The 21,026-nt window shown below is 48.9% G+C and carries 20 protein-coding genes, 1 riboswitch and 1 other annotated feature; of the genes, 5 read left to right on the plus strand and 15 right to left on the minus strand.

The window, feature by feature from the left end:
• Window positions 1–170 precede the first annotated feature (170 nt).
• Complete coding sequence (locus ACXAD4_RS04970; RefSeq protein WP_317523417.1) at window positions 171–569, minus strand: H-NS family histone-like protein; 399 nt, start codon at window positions 567–569, stop codon at window positions 171–173.
• A gap of 370 nt (window positions 570–939) precedes the next feature.
• A riboswitch (Lysine riboswitch) is annotated at window positions 940–1,123 on the plus strand.
• 99 nt (window positions 1,124–1,222) lie between these two features.
• On the opposite strand from ACXAD4_RS04970, the gene ACXAD4_RS04975 reads away from it, so the two are divergent.
• Window positions 1,223–2,818, plus strand: coding sequence for a Na+/H+ antiporter NhaC family protein (locus tag ACXAD4_RS04975; RefSeq protein WP_475239197.1), 1,596 nt, complete (start codon window positions 1,223–1,225; stop codon window positions 2,816–2,818).
• Window positions 2,819–3,049: 231 nt separating this feature from the next.
• A complete protein-coding gene (locus ACXAD4_RS04980; RefSeq protein ID WP_317523415.1) occupies window positions 3,050–3,628 on the plus strand; it encodes a thymidine kinase in 579 nt (192 codons plus the stop codon).
• Window positions 3,629–3,727: 99 nt separating this feature from the next.
• Here ACXAD4_RS04980 and hisIE read toward each other — a convergent pair whose 3' ends face one another.
• From hisIE to ACXAD4_RS05030, 10 genes are all read right to left on the minus strand, one after another.
• Window positions 3,728–4,354, minus strand: a complete 627-nt coding sequence (hisIE, locus tag ACXAD4_RS04985; protein WP_475239200.1) for a bifunctional phosphoribosyl-AMP cyclohydrolase/phosphoribosyl-ATP diphosphatase HisIE — start codon at window positions 4,352–4,354, stop codon at window positions 3,728–3,730.
• Window positions 4,351–5,124 (minus strand): imidazole glycerol phosphate synthase subunit HisF, encoded by a 774-nt coding sequence (gene hisF / locus ACXAD4_RS04990; RefSeq protein WP_475239201.1) that lies wholly within the window; start codon window positions 5,122–5,124, stop codon window positions 4,351–4,353. Before hisF ends, hisIE begins: the two co-directional genes overlap by 4 nt.
• 17 nt (window positions 5,125–5,141) lie before the next feature.
• Window positions 5,142–5,876 (minus strand): 1-(5-phosphoribosyl)-5-[(5-phosphoribosylamino)methylideneamino]imidazole-4-carboxamide isomerase, encoded by a 735-nt coding sequence (gene hisA, locus ACXAD4_RS04995; RefSeq protein ID WP_475239203.1) that lies wholly within the window; start codon window positions 5,874–5,876, stop codon window positions 5,142–5,144.
• A 20-nt stretch (window positions 5,877–5,896) separates the two neighbouring features.
• Entirely contained in the window at window positions 5,897–6,532 is a 636-nt protein-coding gene (gene hisH / locus ACXAD4_RS05000) for an imidazole glycerol phosphate synthase subunit HisH (protein ID WP_475239205.1), read from the minus strand.
• On the minus strand, window positions 6,532–7,602 hold the full coding sequence (gene hisB, locus ACXAD4_RS05005; protein ID WP_475239208.1) for a bifunctional histidinol-phosphatase/imidazoleglycerol-phosphate dehydratase HisB: 1,071 nt from the start codon (window positions 7,600–7,602) through the stop codon (window positions 6,532–6,534). The genes hisH and hisB overlap by 1 nt, the downstream gene beginning before the upstream one ends.
• Window positions 7,603–7,618: 16 nt before the next feature.
• The gene (gene hisC / locus ACXAD4_RS05010; protein ID WP_475242711.1) at window positions 7,619–8,665 is read right to left on the minus strand and encodes a histidinol-phosphate transaminase; all 1,047 of its coding nucleotides are present in this window, start codon (window positions 8,663–8,665) and stop codon (window positions 7,619–7,621) included.
• Window positions 8,666–8,672: 7 nt separating this feature from the next.
• Window positions 8,673–9,986 carry a histidinol dehydrogenase gene (hisD, locus tag ACXAD4_RS05015; RefSeq protein WP_475239210.1) on the minus strand — a complete coding sequence of 438 codons (1,314 nt, stop codon included), beginning with the start codon at window positions 9,984–9,986 and terminating at the stop codon, window positions 8,673–8,675.
• Window positions 9,987–9,989: 3 nt separating this feature from the next.
• The gene (hisG, locus tag ACXAD4_RS05020) at window positions 9,990–10,886 is read right to left on the minus strand and encodes an ATP phosphoribosyltransferase (protein ID WP_475239212.1); all 897 of its coding nucleotides are present in this window, start codon (window positions 10,884–10,886) and stop codon (window positions 9,990–9,992) included.
• Window positions 10,887–10,921: 35 nt separating this feature from the next.
• Window positions 10,922–11,058, minus strand: a sequence feature (His leader region).
• 433 nt (window positions 11,059–11,491) lie between these two features.
• The gene (locus ACXAD4_RS05025; RefSeq protein ID WP_475242713.1) at window positions 11,492–12,001 is read right to left on the minus strand and encodes a YchJ family metal-binding protein; all 510 of its coding nucleotides are present in this window, start codon (window positions 11,999–12,001) and stop codon (window positions 11,492–11,494) included.
• An 8-nt stretch (window positions 12,002–12,009) separates the two neighbouring features.
• Window positions 12,010–13,242 (minus strand): EAL and HDOD domain-containing protein, encoded by a 1,233-nt coding sequence (locus tag ACXAD4_RS05030; protein ID WP_475239215.1) that lies wholly within the window; start codon window positions 13,240–13,242, stop codon window positions 12,010–12,012.
• 211 nt (window positions 13,243–13,453) lie between these two features.
• On the opposite strand from ACXAD4_RS05030, the gene ACXAD4_RS05035 reads away from it, so the two are divergent.
• Window positions 13,454–14,356: a sulfite exporter TauE/SafE family protein gene (locus tag ACXAD4_RS05035; RefSeq protein ID WP_475239218.1), complete on the plus strand. Its 903-nt coding sequence runs from the start codon at window positions 13,454–13,456 to the stop codon at window positions 14,354–14,356.
• Window positions 14,357–14,459: 103 nt separating this feature from the next.
• Here ACXAD4_RS05035 and lpxH read toward each other — a convergent pair whose 3' ends face one another.
• Both lpxH and ACXAD4_RS05045 read right to left on the minus strand, forming a co-directional pair.
• Window positions 14,460–15,188, minus strand: coding sequence for a UDP-2,3-diacylglucosamine diphosphatase (lpxH, locus tag ACXAD4_RS05040; RefSeq protein ID WP_475242714.1), 729 nt, complete (start codon window positions 15,186–15,188; stop codon window positions 14,460–14,462).
• A 40-nt stretch (window positions 15,189–15,228) separates the two neighbouring features.
• Window positions 15,229–15,726, minus strand: coding sequence for a peptidylprolyl isomerase (locus ACXAD4_RS05045; protein WP_475239221.1), 498 nt, complete (start codon window positions 15,724–15,726; stop codon window positions 15,229–15,231).
• A gap of 319 nt (window positions 15,727–16,045) precedes the next feature.
• On the opposite strand from ACXAD4_RS05045, the gene cysS reads away from it, so the two are divergent.
• Window positions 16,046–17,428, plus strand: coding sequence for a cysteine--tRNA ligase (cysS, locus tag ACXAD4_RS05050; RefSeq protein ID WP_475239223.1), 1,383 nt, complete (start codon window positions 16,046–16,048; stop codon window positions 17,426–17,428).
• 221 nt (window positions 17,429–17,649) lie between these two features.
• Window positions 17,650–18,732 carry a glycerophosphodiester phosphodiesterase gene (gene glpQ / locus ACXAD4_RS05055; protein ID WP_475239224.1) on the plus strand — a complete coding sequence of 361 codons (1,083 nt, stop codon included), beginning with the start codon at window positions 17,650–17,652 and terminating at the stop codon, window positions 18,730–18,732.
• Window positions 18,733–18,828: 96 nt separating this feature from the next.
• Here glpQ and ACXAD4_RS05060 read toward each other — a convergent pair whose 3' ends face one another.
• A complete protein-coding gene (locus tag ACXAD4_RS05060; protein ID WP_475239227.1) occupies window positions 18,829–19,662 on the minus strand; it encodes an ion transporter in 834 nt (277 codons plus the stop codon).
• A 162-nt stretch (window positions 19,663–19,824) separates the two neighbouring features.
• A complete protein-coding gene (locus ACXAD4_RS05065) occupies window positions 19,825–20,463 on the minus strand; it encodes a YchE family NAAT transporter (protein ID WP_475239229.1) in 639 nt (212 codons plus the stop codon).
• Between the last annotated feature and the right edge of the window lie 563 nt (window positions 20,464–21,026).

Here is a 21,026-nt window from a genome sequence, read left to right on the forward strand (position 1 = left end):
TACTTAGAGTAGGCGGAGAGGAAATATACTCTACGGGAGGAGCTTTTCAGTAAGGTTAAATTATTTTTTTCCTTAAAATCAATTGCTTGGGTTTTTGCTTGGGTTGGATTCAGAAAATAAAAAACCCAGCAATTGCTGGGTTTTTTTAGGTGTTCGTTAAAGAAGTTGAATTATTTGATTTCAAAATCTTCTAGAGACTTACCTTCATCAAGCGCTTTTTTAAGTGCGCTTGGAGTACGGCCTTGGCCAGTCCACGTTTTCTCTTCACCATTTTCATCAAGGAAACGGTATTTAGCTGGACGCTGTGCACGTTTTGCTTTAGGTGCTTTATTTAGAGTTGCTAGAAGCTCTTCTGGGTCAATGCCGTCTGCTAGTAGCATTTCACGGTATTGAGCTAGTTTCTCTGTACGTTCTTTTTCTTTAGCGATTTCTTCAGCTTCTGCTTCTTCACGCTCAGAAACGACAGTTTGAAGCTTTTCTAGTGCTTCTTGTAGTTGCTCAAGAGAATATTCACGAGAAAGTGCGCGAAGGCTGCGAAGGTTAAGTAGCGCTTTCATTGCATCAGACATTTTTTATTTCCTGTAGGTCCAAAACTATAAAATAATAATAGCAGTGACAATTCAATAATTGCAATAATAATACTTTTAATACGGCGATGCCAAATAAAAAATGAAGGGTTCATTTAATTTTTTGCAATTTATCAGGTTCATTTCTCATTTGTAATAAAATGTAATGGTCAGGATAAGTAAATACTCTTATCCAAAATCATCTCGTACTGATAAATATTTGCCATCAATTTCATATGTGAAAGGTATAATAAATTGCTATTAAGTGAATGATTTTTGTACTGCTCAGCAAGACTATTCACTATTTTTGTCATTTTTTTCATCTTAACTTGTTGCATTTGGATATCTATTCCGTAGAATTGACCAGACCTAGACTAAGGGTAGAGGCGCATCGTCTATTAGTAGTAAATCGGAGGGTGATTCCGATGAGGATTTACGAAAGGAGCCGATGCCGAAGTAAGCTCGGGTTATCAAGCCAGCTTGCTGGGGTTGTCACCGAATAGGGACAACACTGCCATAGTATATAATTACATTAACTATGGAGCGCTACTGTGGAGTCGGAAAAGGGTAACTTCTCTTCCTAATGCTCTTCTATACACGACACGATGTCGTGTAAAACAGTAGATCTCCAACCAGGATCGGTTGTAGTCGAGATCATGAATATTGTAGATTTTTCACACTCCGCCATGTCGTTGTTGCCACCTTTGGTTGCACTTGGCTTGGCTATCCTCACACGTCGTGTTTTAGTTTCATTGGGTGTCGGTGTCCTGCTGGGCGCATTCCTGCTGACTGATTTTTCAATTGGTGGCACGGCCTCCTATATCGGTACCACAGTGACTGGCCTGTTTATTGAAGACGGTGCCATCAACAGCTGGAACATGAGTATTGTCGCCTTCCTTATTTTGCTGGGTATGACCACAGCATTACTGACACTTTCTGGCGGTACTCGTGCTTTTGCTGAATGGGCACAGACAAAAATCAAGAGCAAGCGCGGGGCAAAACTGCTGGCAGCTTTCTTGGGCGTGTTCATTTTCGTTGATGATTACTTTAATAGCTTGGCTGTTGGCTCTATTTCTCGCCCAGTGACGGATCGTTTCTACGTGTCGCGCGCGAAGCTGGCATATATCCTCGATTCAACTGCCGCGCCAATGTGTGTATTGATGCCTGCCTCTAGCTGGGGTGCATACATTATTACCCTTATCGGCGGTATCTTGGTGTCGCACGGCGTAACTGAGTACACTCCGCTTGGCGCTTTCATGCAGCTGGCACCAATGAACTTTTATGCAGTATTTGCACTGCTGATGGTATTCGTGGTGGCTTGGTTCCAAATTGATGTGGGCCCAATGAAAAAGCATGAGCTGGAAGCGAGCCATTGCCGTGGTTTCGATGAAGGTGATGACGACAGCCGCGCAAAAGATCTCAATGACGAGCTAGAAATTGAAGAGAGCAAGAACGGCCGCGTTGCTGACCTTGTGATGCCAATCGTGACTCTGATAGTCGCGACCTTCTTCTTCATGCTGTTTACTGGCTACCAGGCATTGGCTGCCGATGGCTTGGCATTTAGCGTCCTGGGTGCCTTTGAAAATACTGATGTCGGTATGTCTCTGGTATACGGTGGTCTTGTTGGTTTTGCTGCTGCCCTTATTCCAGTAATGCGCCAGCGCATCCCAATGGCTGATGTATCATCTACTTTGTGGATTGGTGCCAAGTCGATGTTCGGTGCGATTTTGATCCTGTTGTTTGCGTGGAGTATCGGTACTGTTATCAGTGACATGGCGACAGGTAAATACCTATCGACCTTGGTTGAAGGCAGCATTAACCCAATGCTTCTTCCGGCTATCCTGTTCTTGCTAGCGGGCGTGATGGCTTTCTCGACTGGTACCTCATGGGGTACGTTCGGTATCATGCTACCAATCGCGGGTGATTTGGCGGCGGCAACGGACATTATGTTGATGCTTCCTATGCTAGGTGCTGTTCTGGCCGGTTCGGTATTCGGTGACCATTGTTCACCTATCTCAGATACCACAATCCTATCTTCGACAGGTGCGCGTTGTCACCACATTGACCACGTATCAACACAGCTTCCATATGCACTATCTATGGCTGTAGTTTCAACTATCGGTTTCTTGGTACTGGGCTTCACTGGCTCGTTGGCTGTGTCGTTCATGACCGCAACAGTGGCGTTTATTGTGGCTTGTGTCCTGCTGTCTTGGCTATCCCGCCGTCCTCAGGAAGCAACAGCCAACGCGTAATGCTGGCATGGTGCTGATGGTTCGAAAGTAATAGTCTGATGATAAAAAGGTCTGTATTTGATACAGGCCTTTTTTTGTTTTTGTGGCAAATCAAACAGATTGGCGATTTTTATCCATTTTAGCGTGAATTGGTAACAAAGAAGATGAGCTTGCTCCTTTCAATCTGAAGGGCTTTTCTGTAGCATTCCGGCTGATTTTTTCACGCACCAATCGTATTACTAGGGAAGCTTAATGGCCCAGATGTATTTCTATTACTCGGCAATGAATGCGGGTAAGTCGACAACATTATTGCAGTCATCATTTAATTACCGCGAGCGCGGCATGACACCGGTTATTTTTACCGCTGCGATTGATGATCGTTATGGCAAAGGCAAGGTCAGCTCGCGTATTGGTTTGCAGGAAGAGGCAGAGCTATTTAACGTCAACGATGATCTTTATGCGCGTATGCAGGATATGAATACGGCAAAAAAAGTCGATTGTGTACTGATTGATGAATGTCAGTTCTTAACCAAAGAGCAGGTATATCAATTAACGGAAGTGGTCGATAAGCTACATATCCCCGTGCTTTGCTATGGCTTGCGCAGTGATTTCCGTGGTGAGCTATTTGAAGGCAGCCGTTATTTGCTGGCGTGGGCAGATAAATTGGTTGAATTGAAGACTATCTGTCATTGTGGTCGTAAAGCCAATATGGTTATTCGCCAAGATGCCAGCGGTAAAGCGATTGCCGATGGTGATCAGGTTGAAATCGGCGGCAATGACCGCTATGTCTCGGTTTGCCGTAAACACTATAAAGAAGCGCTTGAGCGTTAATTTATAGGTTTTGTCATTTTATTCTGTTACATGGCAGTGTTCTTGAATACAAAAAGCCCAGCTTCTTAGCTGGGCTTTTTCAATTCTTAATGTGCGCTGTTATTTATGGCGTTCCTGCAATTTAGCCGTGACATCCGAGAGTGACTTGCCTTGATCTTGCAGCAGTACCAGCAAGTGGTAAATCAAGTCCGCAGATTCACAGATCAGCTCCTCCTTGTCACCCGACGTTGCCGCAAGCGCGACTTCAACCCCTTCTTCACCCACCTTTTGCGAAATCCGCTTGGTGCCACGGGCATAGAGGCTGGCGGTGTAGGACGATTCAGGATCGGCACCTTTACGAGAAGCCAAGACCTGCTCAAGTTGATGAAGGAACACCAGAGCAGGTTGCTCGACCTGTCCTTCTTCAGCCGTATCATTGCTAAAGCAGGTAGGGGTACCCAAGTGGCAAGTTGGACCGATAGGGTCGACTTTTACCAGTAGGGTGTCTTGATCACAGTCTAGCTTGATGCTTTTTAACTGAAGCACGTTGCCCGAGGTTTCACCTTTGGTCCATAGCCGCTCTTTGGTTCGTGACCAGAAGGTGACTTGCTTAGTCTCAAGGGTTTTACTCAGGGCGGCATCATTCATGTAACCCAGCATCAGTACTTGGCCGCTGGTGTTGTCCTGGACAATCGCCGGAACTAACCCGTCTACTTTGTCCCAATTAATACTGCTTGCTAGGCTCATAGTCGGATCTCCACATCTTGTTGTTTCAGGTATTGCTTGAGTTCACCAATATTGATGATTTGTTTGTGGAACACCGAGGCAGCCAAAGCGCCATCGACATTCGTTTTATTGAAGGCATCGGCAAAGTGCACCATCTCACCGGCACCGCCTGAGGCTATAAGCGGTACATGGCATACTTCGCGGACCATATTGAGCTGGGTGAGATCATAACCGTTACGGACACCGTCTTGGTTCATCATGTTAAGCACGATTTCACCGGCACCGCGGCGTTGGACTTCCTGTACCCAGTCACGGGTTTCCCAGCGGGTTGCCTTGGTGCGGCTTTCATCCCCGGTGAATTGGTAAACTTGGTATTTACCGGTGTCGGCGTCGAAATAGGAATCGATACCGACCACAATGCACTGGACACCAAATTTATCCGCCAGCTTGGTGATCAAATTAGGATCGGCCAGAGCAGGGGAGTTGATCGACACTTTATCTGCACCAAACTGCAAGATACGGCTGGCATCTTCGGCAGACTTGATGCCGCCGGCGACGCAGAAAGGAATATCGATCACCTCTGCTACTCGGGCAACCCAGCTTTTATCGACCACTCGGCCATCACTGGATGCGGTGATATCGTAGAAAACCAGCTCATCGGCACCTTCTTCGGCATAACGTTTAGCGAGTGGGACAATGTCACCGATGATCTCGTGGTTGCGGAACTGCACCCCTTTGACCACTTGGCCATCTCTTACATCAAGGCAGGGAATAATTCGTCTAGCTAACATGGGTTTTTCTCCTTGCCTTACTCTGCCCAGCAAGCAAAGGCTTGCTCAGCGGTGAATTTGCCATCAAGCAGGGCACGGCCGACGATCACGCCAGCCACACCAGAGCCTTTAAGGGCGGCGATGTCTTCCAGCGAGCCAATACCACCTGACGACTGAAATTGAACCTGCGGGTACTGGGCGCACAAGTCTTGGTAAAGTTCTACGTTTGAGCCTTCGAGCGTACCGTCTCGGGAAATATCGGTACATAGTACATGTTGCAAACCAACCGTCAGGAAGTCATCCAGCAGGGCTTCGATAGTGACGCCTGAATCTTCCTGCCAGCCAGAAACCGCTACGTTGCGTTTGCCTGCGGCATCGATATTGATATCGAGCGCCAGCACAATGCGCTCAGGACCGTACTTTTCCATCCAGCCTTTGACCAACTCTGGCTGCTTGACGGCGGTCGAGCCGATCACCACACGCTGGGCACCGGCATTAAGCAGATCGGTGACATCCTGCTCGGTGCGGACGCCACCACCGATCTGGATATTGGCCGGGGTGCTAGCCAGTAGCTTGCTGATCAAATCGAGCTGGCGGGCGGAGGTATCTTTGGCACCGGTCAGATCAACCAGGTGCAGCCAGTTCGCGCCGGCTTGGTGGTAGAGGTTGAATTGCTCGGCAGGATCGACTTTGTATTCAGTCACCTTGCCGTAGTCTCCTTGAAACAGGCGGACAACCTGACCTTCAATTAAATCGAGAGCGGGAATAATCATAACAAGTCCTTTTGGTGTCCTTACATTTCAAGAAAGTTTTTGATCAACTGCGAGCCAGCTTTACTCGAGCGTTCAGGGTGGAACTGGACGCCATAATAGTTGCCGCTCTGCACCGCAGCGGTAAATGGTCGGCCGTATTCGCAGCGGGCAATAGTACGGCCTGCCTCTGGCTCGTCGAACACCGGCATGGCATAGCTGTGCACGAAATAAAAATAGCTGTCCGCTGGGATATCTTTAAACAGTGGATGACCCGATTCGGCGGCAACGGTATTCCAACCCATGTGGGGCAGGGGCAAATCGCCGGTTTGCATCTTTTTCACCGGCGCGCCGCATAGGCCAAGGCAGTTCACCTGCTCTGTCCCGTTTTGGCCTTGTTCTTCAGAAAGCTCACCGAGTAGCTGCATGCCAAGGCAAATGCCAAGTAGTGGCTTATCGACCTTTTTAACTAGGTTGATAAGGTCACGTTCTTCGAGGTTTTTCATTGCCTCGCTGGCGGTGCCTACGCCTGGAAGGAACAGCTTGTCTGCCGCCAATACCACCTCAGGATCTTTGCTAACAGTAACCGGGTAGCCCAATCGCTCGATAGCAAAACGTACCGATGACACATTGGCACAGCCGGTGTCGATGATGACGACTTGCTGGTTAGATGCGGTCATTACAATACTCCCTTGCTGCTCGGCAGCTCGTTACCTTCAACGCGAATAGCTTGGCGTAGAGTACGGCCAAAGGCTTTGAACAAGCTCTCGACGATGTGGTGGTCATTGTCACCATTTGATGACAGGTGCAGGGTGCATGCCAGCGTATCGGTCAGCGAGCGGAAGAAGTGCGAAACCATTTCCGTCGACAGATCGCCAACCTGCTCTCGACTGAAGGCTGCATCGAACTTGAGGTACGGGCGGCCGGAGAGATCCAAGGCACATTGTGCTAAGCATTCGTCCATCGGCAGGCTGAAGCCAAAGCGGCCAATACCGCGCTTGTCGCCGAGCGCTTTTTTCAAGGCTTCACCCAGTGCCAGTGCAGCATCTTCTACGCTGTGGTGGTCGTCGATGTGCAGATCGCCGTCCACAGTCAGCTCCATGCGGAAGCCGCCGTGAGTCGCGATTTGATCTAGCATGTGGTCAAAGAAGCCAAGGCCGGTGGCAATGTGGTTGCCGCCGGTTTCGTCTAGGTTTACCTTGACGCGGATATCGGTTTCCTTGGTGGTACGCACGACCTCGGCGATCCGTGGACGGGTAGTAAGATCTTTAACGATCTGCTGCCAGCCCATGGTTTGCGGGTTGTACTGGATGCCACGGATGGCCATGTTTTCAGCCAGTTGAAGATCGGTTTGGCGATCGCCAATTACGGCCGAGGTTTCAAAGTCGACCCTGCCTTGCTGGAGGTAGCCCCTGACCAAGCCCAGCTTAGGCTTGCGGCAGCTGCAGTTATCTTCATCAAAGTGCGGACAGATCAGGACATCATCAAATTTGACACCTTGGGATTCGAAGATTTCCATCATCATATTGTGCGGGGCATCGAAATCTTCCTGCGGGTAGCTGCTGGTGCCCAGGCCGTCCTGGTTGGTCACCATCACCAGTTTGTAGCCCGCGTCCTGAAGTTTCAGCAATGCCGGGATCACAAAAGGCTCCAGCTTGAGCTTGTCGAGGCGGTCAACCTGGAAGTCGATTGGTGGTTCAACGATCAGAGTACCGTCACGGTCGATAAATAAGATTTTTTCCTTGCTCACAGTGTTGTCCTTACTCTTAATTTTTTGCTAGCTGCTCTCGGATGAAGGCCAGTGTTTTTTCGCATTCGTCGCGGCTACCGATACTGATTCGGATACAGTTCTCTATCGGCGAACGGCGCAGGATAATGCCGTGGTCCCACAATGCACTGAATAGGGCGTCGGCATCGGGGAATTTCACCAGTAGGTAGTTACCGTATCCCTCATACACGGTGACATCTTCCAGCATACCGAGCCCAGCCTGGAGATAAGCTCGGTTGACGCTGATATCCAGTACCTGGAACTTGGTCTTGGCACGCCCTGCAGGGGAGAGCGCTTGAACCGCAATATCTGTTACTGGTACAGGTACTGGATATGGGGCAATGACTTTAAGAAGTAATTCAATTACCTCTGCATTAGCTAGGGTAAAGCCACAGCGCAGGCCGGCAAGGGCAAATGCTTTTGACAGGGTGCGAAGTACCACTAGGTTCGGGTACTGATCCAGCATATTCGCCGTGGTTTCTTCAAGGCAGAAGTCAATGTACGCCTCGTCAACCACGACCAGTGCCTTGCCTTGGGTCATATCTAAAAGGGATTCGATATCCTGACGTTTGATCAGGTTGCCAGTCGGGTTGTTCGGGCTGCAGACAAAGACTAGCTTCACACCGTCGAGATTTTCCCGGATACCTTCAAGATCTAACTGCCAATCAGCCGTCAAAGGAACGGTTTTGGTGTTCACATCGAACGTTTCCGCACTGATGGCATACATGCCGTAAGTCGGCGGACAATAAAGAATGCTGTCTTGGTTTGGTTCGCAGAATGCGCGGATCAGCAGCTCAATACCCTCATCGGCACCGCGAGAGGTCAGTACCTGCTCAGGGCGAACCGAGGCATAATCGGCGTAGGCGTCAATCAGCTCTGTTGGCTGACAAGTGCTGTAACGGTTGAGGCGATCGCACTTGATGTTGTATTCGTTGGCAAACGGTGACTCGTTGGCATTGAGCCAGATATCACCGCTGCCACCCAAGCGGCGTGCCGACTGGTAGGGGGTCAGTTCGCGGACAGTTTTGCGTGCCAGTTGATCAATTTTCATCTTATGCCCCCTTTGAAACATCTTGTGCCGCGGCCAGCTTTTCAACTCGGATAGTCACCGCGCGTTTGTGGGCATCGAGGCCTTCAGCTTCAGCAATGGCAACAACGGTCGGTGCCAATTCCTTCAGGCCATCAGCGCTCAACTCTTGGACTGTCATGCGCTTGCTGAAGTCAGCCAGCCCCAGGCTCGAATAGGTACGGGTATAGCCGTAGGTCGGTAGTACGTGGTTGGTACCAGAGGCATAATCACCAACCGATTCTGGTGACCAGTTGCCAAGGAAAATAGAACCGGCATTGTCCAGCTGCGAGACCAGATCACGCGGGTTGCGAGTCTGGACAATTAAGTGCTCAGGACCGTAGTGGTTGGAAATCGACACACACTGGGTCAGACTTTCCGCCACAATCAAAATGCTTGAACCTAGCGCCTGGCGCGCAATGTCAGCTCGCGGCAGGGCTTTGAGTTGCTGCTGAATGGCATCCGCTGTGCGATCGGCAATGCTTGGGTCTGGGGTGACCAGCACTACCTGCGAATCTGGGCCGTGCTCAGCCTGGCTAAGCAAGTCCGCAGCAATGAAATCAGGGTCGGCACTGCTATCGGCAATTACCAAAACCTCTGAAGGGCCGGCTGGCATATCAATTGCCGCGCCGCGGAAGTCATTGCTGACCTGGCGCTTGGCTTCGGTGACAAAAGCATTGCCCGGGCCGAAGATTTTATCGACTTTAGCCACGCTCTCGGTGCCGTAGGCCATTGCAGCGACAGCCTGTGAGCCGCCAACATTATAGATTTCGCTGATGCCGCACAGTTTAGCAACATAGAGGATTTCATCAGCGATAGGCGGTGGCGAGCATAATACAACCTGACGGCAGCCTGCGATTTGGGCTGGTACGCCTAGCATCAATACCGTTGATGGCAGCGGTGCACTCCCGCCTGGGATATACAAGCCAACAGAGTTAATTGGACGCGTAACTTGTTCGCATACCACTCCTGGCTGAGTTTCTACTCGCAACGTCGGCTGTTTTTGTGCTTGGTGGAAAGTGGCGATGTTCTGGTAAGCCTGCTGCAGTGCCTGCTTCATCTCATCACTCAACCTTGCCGAAGCCGCAGTGACTTCTTCTTCACCGACTTTGATGCTGTCTGGCTTGATGCCATCGAATTTCTCAGTTAGCTCAAGCAGGGCTTGGTCGCCACGGCTACGAACATCACTAATCACGCCTTCGACAATCGCAGTGATGTTGGCACCCTCGGTGATCGCAGGGCGCTCAAGCAGACTTTCTTGTTGGTTCTCGCTCAGGGATTGCCACACAACGGTTTTCATTGCTTACTCCATCATCTTTTCGATAGGCAGGACAAGGATTGAGCTCGCGCCCAGTTCTTTGAGCTGTTCCATGGTTTCCCAGAACAGGTTTTCAGAGCTGACAAGATGTACCGCAACGCGGCTCTTGTCCTGAGACAGCGGCAATACTGTTGGGTCTTCGGCACCTGGCAGTAGGGCTTTGATTTGGTCAAGGCGCTCAGCTGGCGCGTGCAGCATGATGTACTTGGATTCTTTTGCCTGGATAACACCCTGCATACGGGTCAGCAAACGATCAATCAGAGCTTGTTTATCGTCGGATAGCTCACCGGTTTGCTGAATAAGTACTGCTTTGGAGCGCAGGATCACTTCAGCTTCTTTGAGGCCATTGGCTTCAAGTGTTGCGCCAGTCGATACCAAGTCACAGATAGCGTCGGCAAGGCCAGCGCGTGGTGCGACTTCCACCGAGCCGTTGAGCATACAGGTGCTGAAGTTTACGCCTTGCTGATCCATGTAGCGCTTTACTAGCTGTGGGTAGGTCGTTGCAATGCGCTTGCCTTGCAGATCCTGCGGGCCGTTGTATTCGGCATCCTTGTCGATGGCAATGGATAGGCGGCAGCCTCCGAAGTCCAGGCGGCGTAGTTTGATGTAGTTGGCTGGCTCGCCACGGGCTTCACGCTCAAGGCCCACTTCTTCTAGCTCATTTTCACCAATTACGCCCAGGTCAACAACACCGTCCATGATCAAACCTGGAATATCGTCATCACGAACCAGTAGTAGGTCGATCGGCATGTTTTCAGAGTGAACCACTAAACGCTCACCCATCATGTTGAACTTCACGCCGCAACGTTTGAGTAGCTCCTGGCACTCTTTACTCAGGCGTCCTTTCTTTTGAATTGCAATTCGTAGTCGTTGTGTCTGCATTGTTTTAATCCCTGTACTCGATGTTGAGCCTGAAAACGAAAAAACCCTCGGAAGATTTCTCTTCCGAGGGCCTTGTAATCTGTGCTATCACGACCGCTGGAAGAGTATTTTTGCGTCTTCCAGAGCGAGGCGTATCCTCCCGAAAGACTAATCAGGATGATGATGGTGATGTAGGTTTACCATTTGGATACGCATAGATATGTACTCTGTATAAATCATTATTAACGCTTGCTTGTGATTCACACTAACGAAGCTGGATTTATTTTGCAATAGCAATTTTACCGAAATATTAAATTTTTATCGGGGTAGGGTTTCGCAGTGGATAAAACCTAGTCAAATGGGGGCATAGTGCGAAGAGATTAAACGGATTTGTGCTTGTATGCTGAAAAAGGAAGTGGTGTTTGCAACAAGAAAATATACGAGTTGTTAACGACTGCTGATCGGGGAAAGCGAGCGGTAAATTGAGGGTTATTCTGTTTAATGAATAATTTTTCTTGGGCAAAGCGCTTTAAGAGGGAAACACTCCCCTAAATGAATAGGGGAGCTGAATGACTAGATCTGAATTCGGGGCGCTATAAAGTAAGGTTAGGCGGTTTAACCAATCGTTATTTACCGCAGCATTTCTTGTATTTTTTGCCACTGCCGCACGGGCAGGGATCATTACGGCCGACTTTATCACTAACAACTGGTAATGGTTTAGTTTCTTCGGCAACCGGAGGCTCTGGGTATTCGCCATCGATGTAATACCATTGAGGCTGGCCATCTACCATTTCTTTGAGGAAACGCGAACGTTCATGGAGGCAATATTGCTCGTTGCCGTCTTGGTAGAAGGCTTTAAATTCGACATATCCCTCGGCCTCTGAAGCAATCTCGCTGTTGATCTCTTCCAGCCCTAGCCACTGGCTATTTACCGACTCCGCAATAGCTTCACGGTGCTGCTCTGCTTCACAGCTTGGATGGTAAGTTGCCACAACATAATCCACCAGGCCTAGTACATGCGCACTGTAGCGTGAACGCATAAGCTGCTCAGGGTGGGTCGCTAGGCTTGGATTTTGGTGGATAGGTTGGCAGCATTCAGCCAAAGGGCGTTGGCTGCCACAAGGGCATGACGGAATTGGTTGGGTCATGGTTTACTCGGTAAATTTCGCTCAAAAACAGTGACCCATTTTAAAGATTCCATATAGGTTTCTGCAACGACTGATTCTTTCAGTTTGAGGGCCTGACATAAACGTTTGATAGTTTTCCAATCCGCTTGGTCATGGGCAACGGCCAAGCGCAGGATCCCGCCCAGGTAACCCCGGCGGTTTATCAGGGCGTGCTGAACCGTCTCGTCCAAGGGTAACTGGTCGATAAGTGCTTCAATGGGTTGATCCAAGATACTATCGAGCAATGAAAACAACCCCGTCAGAAAGGCCTCGTTGCTATCGATAGGGATCTGTAGGTGCTGACTCAATTGTTCGCTAAAGCGCGCCCGTTGCAATGACAGGAAGTACAGCGACTCTGGTTTATTTTCAACGGCATGAGAGGTGGCAACAAAGGTGACAAAGCGCCTTAGTTTTTCCTCGCCGAGATAGACCAAAGCTTGTTTGAACGAAGAGATTGGCTTGGCACGGGTGTAAGTCATGTTATTGACATGACGTAGCAGCTTGTACGAGAGCGTGACATCGGTAGCGATGATCTTTTCGATCTTGTCAAAATTAACGTCGACTCGGCTGATCTCTTTATAGAGCCGAAGTGTTGTAAGGGCCGAGGGCTCAAGTGCTTTTTTGCGAACGAGTTCAGGCCGACTAAAAAAGTAGCCCTGAAAGAGATCAAAGCCAGCCTCACTGGCTGCCATAAACTCTTCGTAAGTTTCTACTTTTTCTGCCAAGAAGGTAATTTTACTGCCTTTCTCTTTAAGGCGGCGGATAAAAAAGCTGGCCTTAGGCAGCGGCGTTGCACGCAGATCAAACTTGATAATATGGACGAACGGGATGAAGCGGTTCCATTCCGGTGTTGGGGTGAAATCATCCAGTGCCAAGGTATAGCCAGCTTGGTAAAGCTCCATGACGGCCGTCAATAACTCATCATCAGGCTGGCACGTTTCCAGAATTTCAATGATGAAGCTTTTTTTCGGGAACAGCAGCGGTATACGATTTATCAGGCTACCATGCGGAAAATTGATAAAGGCTTTTTTACCGGAGGCGACGTCACTGTTGCCAGTACTGAGAAAGTTGTCAGTCAACAGGCGATGAGTGGCATGCTCTTCATCAACTTCAGGGAAACTGTTGTTCGGACCGTCTCGGAATAACAGCTCATAGCCGATGGTGTCTTTGTCCCTGTTTAAGACTGGCTGTCTGGCAAGATATGAATTCATGTAAGTAAATAATCGATCTTACGTTGGTGATGCCATTATTAATGTAGTTGCATTTGACGATTAATGTATGGCTTTTCGTACAAATTATGACAAAAATAATCTCAATAAGACAGTGTTACATTTTTTGCCTATCAACCATGATACTGAACATGGAATTATTCGTGAGCATAATAGATAATCCGCGGCTTTCCGAAAAAATTTTGTGTAACTCATGACCGTATTCACAGTCATACAAGCGGGATTGCTTGTAGGTGGAATGATTTTTATTGCTATGTTGCTTCTTTCATGGCGTAAAAATCGAGAGCAGGAAGCGCAAACAAAAATCTTACCTATCGGCCTTATTGGCGGCTTTGCCAATTTCTGTGACACCCTTGGGGTGGGTAGCTTTGCTATCAAAACCGCTGGCTATAAACAGTTTAAGCTTATTGATGATCAGTTGCTGCCGGGCACCCTCAATTGCCAGGCGGTTTTAGCAACCGTGGTTCAGTCACTGATCTTTCTGACTGCCGTGGATGTTGATCCGACGACCATGGTCTCTATGGTGTTGGCTGCCTGCCTAGGGGCAACTTTCGGAGCCCGTTTAGTCTCCAGTTGGGATCGTCAGTTGATCCGCTTGGTAATGAGTGCGGCCTTGCTGGTGGTAGCGAGCTTGATGTTGGCGGGACAGCTTAAGCTGTTTCCGCTCGGCGGCCTTGAGCTAGGCTTGTCTGGCTGGAAACTGGCAGTCGCCATTGCGGGTAACTTCCTGTTTGGCGCACTAATGACAGTGGGTATTGGCCTTTATGCTCCGTGCATGACCATGGTTTACCTGTTGGGTATGCACCCGCTGGCGGCATTCCCTATCATGATGTGTTCGTGTGCTTTCCTAAGTTTCTTCTCGGCAGGTGGCTTTATTCGTATGAACCGCATCAACAGCCGTGCGGCGTTGGTCGTGGCAATTACTGGCCCAATTGGCGTGGTGATTGCTGCGTACCTGGTGAAGTCGCTCGATCTACATCTGCTGGCGTGGCTGGTAATTGGTGTCGTGCTTTATACCTCTATTACGATGTACCGTTCATGGTCAAAAGAGCGCGCGCTTGCTGGCACTGAAGCATTGGCAGGCTCTGCCAAGTAGGGCTTATATCCCATTAGGTGTGAAAAAAGGTACGCATGGCGTACCTTTTTTATTGCTTGCGTATGGCCGGGAACACCTGTTTTGGGATGTAGCTTATAGTTGACTACGGCTGAAAATCGCGCGTTTCAAGCTGGCAGTCTTGCGGGGTACAAACCAATACAGAGCCATGATCATACCAGTCGCCAAGTACAATTCGGCGTGCGTCTTGCCCGTTTACTGACAGGACATGAACGTCAGGTCTATGGGTATGGCCGTGGATCATCTGGTTGACCCCTAGCTCTGCCATGACATGGACAACCTCTCCGGGGGTAACATCCATGATAGTCTGGCTTTTGGTCTGGTTGGTCTGGCTACTGCCGCTTCGCATCTTTTCACCGATACGCTGGCGGTAGCGTAGTGGCAGGCGGAAAAACAACCATTGAATATAGCGGTTATGAACCTTCTTGCGATAGCGCTGATAGCCTTCATCGAGTGTGCACAAGGTGTCACCGTGCAGGATCAAAGTTGGCGTGCCATAAAGATCAACCACAGTGTGTTCGGGCAGGAGCTCGACGCCGGTTTCCTGGCTAAAACGCTTGCCAATCAGGAAGTCCCTGTTGCCGTGGATAAAATAGCAAGGCACACCGCTATCGGTGAGCTGGCGGAAGGCCGATTTTATTTGCTGGTGGAATGGGGAATCGTCATCATCGCCAATCCACATCTCAAACAGATCGCCCAATACATAAAGGGCATCAATGCCACGGGCTTCGGTGGACATAAAACGGAGGAAGCAGGCGGTAATGTCTGGCCTGTCGGCACTCAGGTGCAGGTCGGAAATAAAAAGTGTGGTCATAGGAGGGAAGGGTGGCACAACGGCCACCCTTTGTGAAGCATTACTCTTCGATAGTGACGTTGTTGATAACAACTTCTTCTACCGGTACGTCCTGGTGTACGTAACCCCAGTTACCCGTTGCAACGGCTTTGATCTTGTTCACTACGTCCATGCCTTCAACCACTTCAGCAAACACGCAGTAACCCCAACCGTCAGGTGTCTCTGATTTGAAGTCCAAGAATTTGTTGTCGTTCACGTTGATGAAGAACTGAGAGCTCGCTGAATGCGGTTCCATAGTACGCGCCATAGCCAGTGTACCCACTTTATTGCTTAGGCCGTTGCTAGCTTCATTTTTGATTGGTGCACGAGTTTCTTTTTCTTCCATGCCAGAAGCCATACCGCCGCCCTGGATCATGAAACCATCGATAACGCGGTGGAACAAAGTACCGTTGTAGAAACCGTCACGGCAGTACTGTAGGAAGTTTGCACAGGTCTCTGGTGCTTTTTCAGTGTTTAGTTGGATTTTGATGTCACCAAAAGTAGTGTGAAGCGTTACCATGAGCTTGTCCTTTAAATAGGTGTATATTGCTTTAAACGTTGGATTCTATCTTACCCAACATAGGCGTCAATATTAACTGTTGCCGACGGCAAACTCTGTGATATATAGGCGAAATATTGACCTTTTGCTTAACTATAGAATATGTGCGAAGGCTTGGCACCATGGACCATGGTCGTAGAGGTTGAGCGATTGCGGCAGTATCCTTGGCGATATTGTTGCAGAATCGTCCCGATGGCGTGATTTTCCTTGCTATGGGCGGCCAATAAAGGTGTAATTACCTTCTTGAATTGTAACCCCACCAAATGAGTATTGAAGAGACATGTTGAAGATCTATAACTCACTGACAAGACAAAAAGAGGAATTTAAACCCATCCAGCCAGGTAAAGTTGGCATGTATGTCTGTGGGGTTACCATCTACGATTTGTGTCACATCGGTCACGGCCGTACGTTTGTGTCATTCGACGTGGTTTCTCGCTACCTGCGTTACTCGGGTTACGATCTGACTTTTGTTCGTAACATTACTGATATCGATGACAAGATCATCAAGCGTGCAGCGGAAAATGGCGAAAGCTGTGATTCACTGACCGAGCGCTTGATCGGCGAAATGCACGCTGACTTCGATGCACTTGGCATGAAGCGTCCGGATATCGAGCCGCGTGCGACGGAATTCATTGCTGAAATTATCGCAATGTGTGAGCGTCTGATTGAGCGCGGCTTCGCTTACGTAGCGGACAATGGCGACGTGATGTTCGAAGTAAGCAAGTTTGACGAATACGGCAAGCTGTCTAAGCAAGACCTTGACCAGCTTCAGGCCGGTGCCCGCGTTGATATCGAAACAGCCAAGCGTAGCCCGCTTGATTTCGTGCTTTGGAAGATGTCTAAGCCGGGTGAGCCAACGTGGGAGTCACCATGGGGCGCAGGCCGTCCTGGCTGGCACATCGAATGTTCTGCAATGAACTCGGCTATTCTTGGCGATCATTTCGACATTCACGGCGGTGGTTCTGATCTGCAGTTCCCGCACCACGAGAATGAAATTGCTCAGTCTTGCTGTGCAACTGGCTCCCAGTACGTGAATACTTGGATGCACAGCGGCATGGTAATGGTTGACCGCGAGAAGATGTCCAAATCGCTGGGTAACTTTTTCACTATCCGTGATGTACTGGGTTACTTCGATGCTGAAACCGTGCGTTACTTCCTGATGTCTGGCCACTACCGTAGCCAGCTGAACTACAGCGAAGATAACCTTAAGCAGGCTCGTTCAGCGCTTGAGCGTCTGTACACGTCACTACGTGGTCTTGATACTTCGGTTGCTGCTGCCGGTGGCGATGAGTTTATCGCACGCTTCAAAGAAGCAATGAACGATGATTTCAACACCCCAGAAGCTTACTCTGTGCTGTTTGACATGGCTCGCGAGATCAACCGCCTGAAAGCGGAAGATATCAATGCCGCTTCTGCACTGGGTGCGCGCATGCGTGAGTTGGCTGACGTAATTGGCCTGTTGGCGCAAGAGCCGGAAGCCTTCCTGCAAGGTGGTGCTGGCGAAGATGAAGACGTCGCGGAAATCGAAGCACTTATCCAACAGCGTCTTGATGCCCGTGCTGCGAAAGACTGGGCTGCGGCTGATGAAGCTCGCGACAAGCTGACCGCGATGGGTATCATCCTTGAAGACGGCCCTCAAGGTACGACTTGGCGCCGTAAGTAAAGAATATCCTTCTTTGAAATAAATGAGCCGGAGTGAAAACTCCGGCTTTTTTTATATCTCATAATCAAAAATCACACCAAGATCACCATTCGAAACTAATACGTTCAATTTCGAGCGTTGTTGATCACACATAACGAAAGTCATGCTACTGAAATATTAGCGAATCATTATTATGCTTATACAAAACAACACAATAACAACGTATGGACTAGGACATAATAATGAAAACAGCTTGCCTTGCTGCCGTAATAGGCAGTGCCCTACTTGCTTCCCCAAGCTTTGCCCAAACCAGCGCTACAGACACACAGACAGATAAAGTGGTGGTTGCTCACCGTGGTGCTTCCGGCTACCTGCCAGAGCACACACTGGCAGCAAAAGCATTGGCTTATGCCATGAAGCCAGATTACATCGAGCAGGATGTGGTCATGACCAAGGATGATAGGTTGGTTGTGCTGCATGATCACTATCTTGATCGTGTTACCAACGTTGCCGAGGTGTTCCCAGATCGCGCCCGTAAAGATGGCCGCTACTACGCCATTGATTTTACTCTGGCTGAAATTAAGCAGCTGAGCGTAACAGAAGGTTTTAAGCTCGAAGAGGGTAAGCAAGTGCAGGGTTTCCCTGAGCGCTTCCCGATGTGGCAGTCAGATTTCAAGGTACCGACCTTTGAAGAAGAGATTGAAATGATCCATGGCCTGAATAAAACCTTGGGTTATGACATCGGTATCTACCCTGAAATCAAAGCGCCATGGTTCCACCGTCACGAAGGTAAAGACATCAGTGCCGCAGTACTCAAGGTACTTAAGCAATATGGCTATACCAGCAAAGACAGCAAAGTGTATTTGCAGACATTCGACTTCAATGAGCTCAAGCGTATCCATGATGAGTTGATGCCGGCGATGGGAATGGATGTCAAACTGGTTCAGTTGATGGCTTACACCGATTGGAACGAAACCATGGAATACGGCAAGGACGGTAATGCGACGCCTTACAGCTATGACTGGATGTTCGAGCCTAACGGCATGGAAATGGTCGGTAAGTATGCCGATGGTATCGGCCCTTGGAAGCCGATGGTGGTATCCGATGAATCAACCAAAGGCAATATCAAGCTGACGGGCTTGGTCAAGGCTGCTCATGAGGCGGGCATGCAGGTCCACCCCTATACCTTCCGCTCTGATGAGGGGCGTATCCCAGCCTATGCCAATGACTTTAACGACATGCTAGATATTTTCTACAACACCGCTGATGTAGATGGTGTGTTTACCGATTTCCCTGATAAAGCGGTGAACTTCTTGCACAACTAGTGTGAGCGATTAACACATAGATGAGATTTGAAAAACGGCACCCACATTGGGTGCCGTTTTGTTATGCAGGATATTAGTCGTAATCACCCCTAAGTCTCAGAGGTGTTCAGGTAACTGGGTGCCACATTTCTTGCAGAAGTTGGCATCGCTTTCGTGGCCGCTGGCCGAGCAGTTGGTACAACGGATCAGCTCACGCTGTGTTCTCATTTCCTGGCTGAGTTCGGCGGTAATTATCCCGGTAGGAACAGCCAGAATCGAGTAACCCAACAGCATGGTGAAAGCAGCAATGGCTTTGCCAATATCTGTCTGCGGCACGATATCGCCATAGCCAACAGTGGTAATGGTCACAATAGCCCAGTAGATACTGGTGGGAATGCTGGTAAAGCCGTTGTCGGGTCCTTCAACGATGTAGAGCAGTGACCCCAAGACGGTGACTAATATCGCGACGGTACTGAAGAAGACCAAGATCTTGCGTTGTGCCATCAGCAGTGAGCGCAGCAGGATATTAGAGTCTTTGAGGAAGCGCGCCAACTTGAGGATCCGGAAAATTCGCATAACACGGATTAGACGAACGATAAGCAGGTAGTTTGAGCCCGGGAACAAGAAAGCTAAGTAGCTTGGCAAAACGGCTATTAAGTCAATCACCCCGTAGAAGCTGCGCGCATAGGCCCAAGGTTTAGGAGAGCAGTAAAGGCGCAGTGCATATTCAATAGTAAAGAGAATAGTGAAGACCCACTCGAGTACGGTCAGGGCTTCGCTGTATTTGAAATCGACCGAACGGATGGTCGATAGGATCAAGATAAGCTCTGAACAAAGAATAGCGACAATCAGTGCGATATCGAAGTTTCGTCCGGCTTTGGTCTGGGTGCCGAAGATGATCTGGTACAGGCGTTGTTTTCGGGTCAGGGTAACCAAAGCGATAGGTCTCATTAAAATACGATAAGTGTATAAATAATAAACCTAATTATTGTTAAGAAGTAAGCACTATTGTTCTTTTGTCGAGAGGAGTGATACAAGGCCGGAAGCTTTGTTCAAAAGCTATCCGGCCATAACAAGGGTAGGAACTGGTGACAGTTTGAGGCCTCTGCTTTGTTAAGCAAGGCCCGGGAACAAGGCACGCAGGCCGTTGGCAATAAACTCAATACCCAGTGCGGCAAGGATCAAACCCATGATACGGGTGATGACGTTGATGCCAGTCTGGCCGAGGAAGCGAACGATAATAGGCGCGGCGCGAAATAGCATCCAACAGCAGGTCGCAAAGGCAACGATAGTGAGTGCAATACCGACCGTGCTAGTCATTCCCGGGTAGCGTGAGCCATAGACGATGGTTGAACTGATTGCACCGGGACCTGCCATCAATGGCATAGCAAGGGGGACGACGCCAATTTGTTCACGACTAACAGATTCGGATTTTTCCTGCTTGTTTTGCTTATCCTCACCCAGCTTACCGCTCATCATCGAAAAGGCGATGGTCAATAGCAGCAAACCACCGGCAACCCGGAATGAGTCGAGGGAAATACTGAACATATCTAGCAGGAATTGGCCAGCAAGAAGCGAGACAGTCAGGATTACGGCAACGGCCACATTGGCGGTCAGGGCGGTTTTGTTTCGTTCTTCCGGACTCATATGGCCTGTCAACGAAACAAAGATCGGCATAATCCCTATCGGGTTGACGGCTGCAATCAGGCCGACGAAAAACTGCAGAAAAATGGCTAATTCAAGTGGTTGCATATTAAGTTTAGTGCTAATTATGGGAGTTTAGAGCCCAACAGGAGCTTAGTGTAGCCAAAGGTCGGAATAATTGCGTGACGGGAAACCACGGCTGAGTCAGCAAGGCTTGTTCTTCCAATGATCTAACCTTCGATTAAAACAGTATAAACCTGTTGATCGGCGATACTTTAAGCCAATTGCCGGACTTTCACCAATTAAAAATAGTTATATCTTTCCCTATTTAAAGTTATTTATGAATATCTTGTTGCGCTGGTGTAAATGCTCATGGTATGGGTTATCCTTTGGTGAGCACATTGCGTGCTACATTAATGAAACAAAACTGAATGCTGATGCTCTGAAAACTGTGATTTAGCTCTCGTTATTGTCTATATATGACAAATTGTGTAGCTTTATTACGTAATATTATGGCTTGATGTTTGCGTGATTTAGCGTCACTTTGCTGCACTTCAAGCGGTATGGTCACAAATCAACCGCTTAGGTTATTGTTTTTGGGTGATATGGGTCAAAAAATAACAAAGTGTAACTCTAAATGGTTACAAGTGATCTAAATCAATTTTTTTCGC

The sequence above is a fragment of the Photobacterium sp. AWH4_225 genome (genome assembly GCF_056158405.1).

Coding starts and splice junctions, on each gene's coding strand:
- ACXAD4_RS04970 (WP_317523417.1), bottom strand. CDS start 569: ATGTCTGATGCAATGAAAGCGCTACTTAACCTTCGCAGCCTTCGCGCA.
- ACXAD4_RS04975 (WP_475239197.1), top strand. CDS start 1,223: ATGAATATTGTAGATTTTTCACACTCCGCCATGTCGTTGTTGCCACCT.
- ACXAD4_RS04980 (WP_317523415.1), top strand. CDS start 3,050: ATGGCCCAGATGTATTTCTATTACTCGGCAATGAATGCGGGTAAGTCG.
- hisIE (WP_475239200.1), bottom strand. CDS start 4,354: ATGAGCCTAGCAAGCAGTATTAATTGGGACAAAGTAGACGGGTTAGTT.
- hisF (WP_475239201.1), bottom strand. CDS start 5,124: ATGTTAGCTAGACGAATTATTCCCTGCCTTGATGTAAGAGATGGCCAA.
- hisA (WP_475239203.1), bottom strand. CDS start 5,876: ATGATTATTCCCGCTCTCGATTTAATTGAAGGTCAGGTTGTCCGCCTG.
- hisH (WP_475239205.1), bottom strand. CDS start 6,532: ATGACCGCATCTAACCAGCAAGTCGTCATCATCGACACCGGCTGTGCC.
- hisD (WP_475239210.1), bottom strand. CDS start 9,986: ATGAAAACCGTTGTGTGGCAATCCCTGAGCGAGAACCAACAAGAAAGT.
- hisG (WP_475239212.1), bottom strand. CDS start 10,886: ATGCAGACACAACGACTACGAATTGCAATTCAAAAGAAAGGACGCCTG.
- ACXAD4_RS05030 (WP_475239215.1), bottom strand. CDS start 13,242: ATGAATTCATATCTTGCCAGACAGCCAGTCTTAAACAGGGACAAAGAC.
- ACXAD4_RS05035 (WP_475239218.1), top strand. CDS start 13,454: ATGACCGTATTCACAGTCATACAAGCGGGATTGCTTGTAGGTGGAATG.
- lpxH (WP_475242714.1), bottom strand. CDS start 15,188: ATGACCACACTTTTTATTTCCGACCTGCACCTGAGTGCCGACAGGCCA.
- ACXAD4_RS05045 (WP_475239221.1), bottom strand. CDS start 15,726: ATGGTAACGCTTCACACTACTTTTGGTGACATCAAAATCCAACTAAAC.
- cysS (WP_475239223.1), top strand. CDS start 16,046: ATGTTGAAGATCTATAACTCACTGACAAGACAAAAAGAGGAATTTAAA.
- glpQ (WP_475239224.1), top strand. CDS start 17,650: ATGAAAACAGCTTGCCTTGCTGCCGTAATAGGCAGTGCCCTACTTGCT.
- ACXAD4_RS05060 (WP_475239227.1), bottom strand. CDS start 19,662: ATGAGACCTATCGCTTTGGTTACCCTGACCCGAAAACAACGCCTGTAC.
- ACXAD4_RS05065 (WP_475239229.1), bottom strand. CDS start 20,463: ATGCAACCACTTGAATTAGCCATTTTTCTGCAGTTTTTCGTCGGCCTG.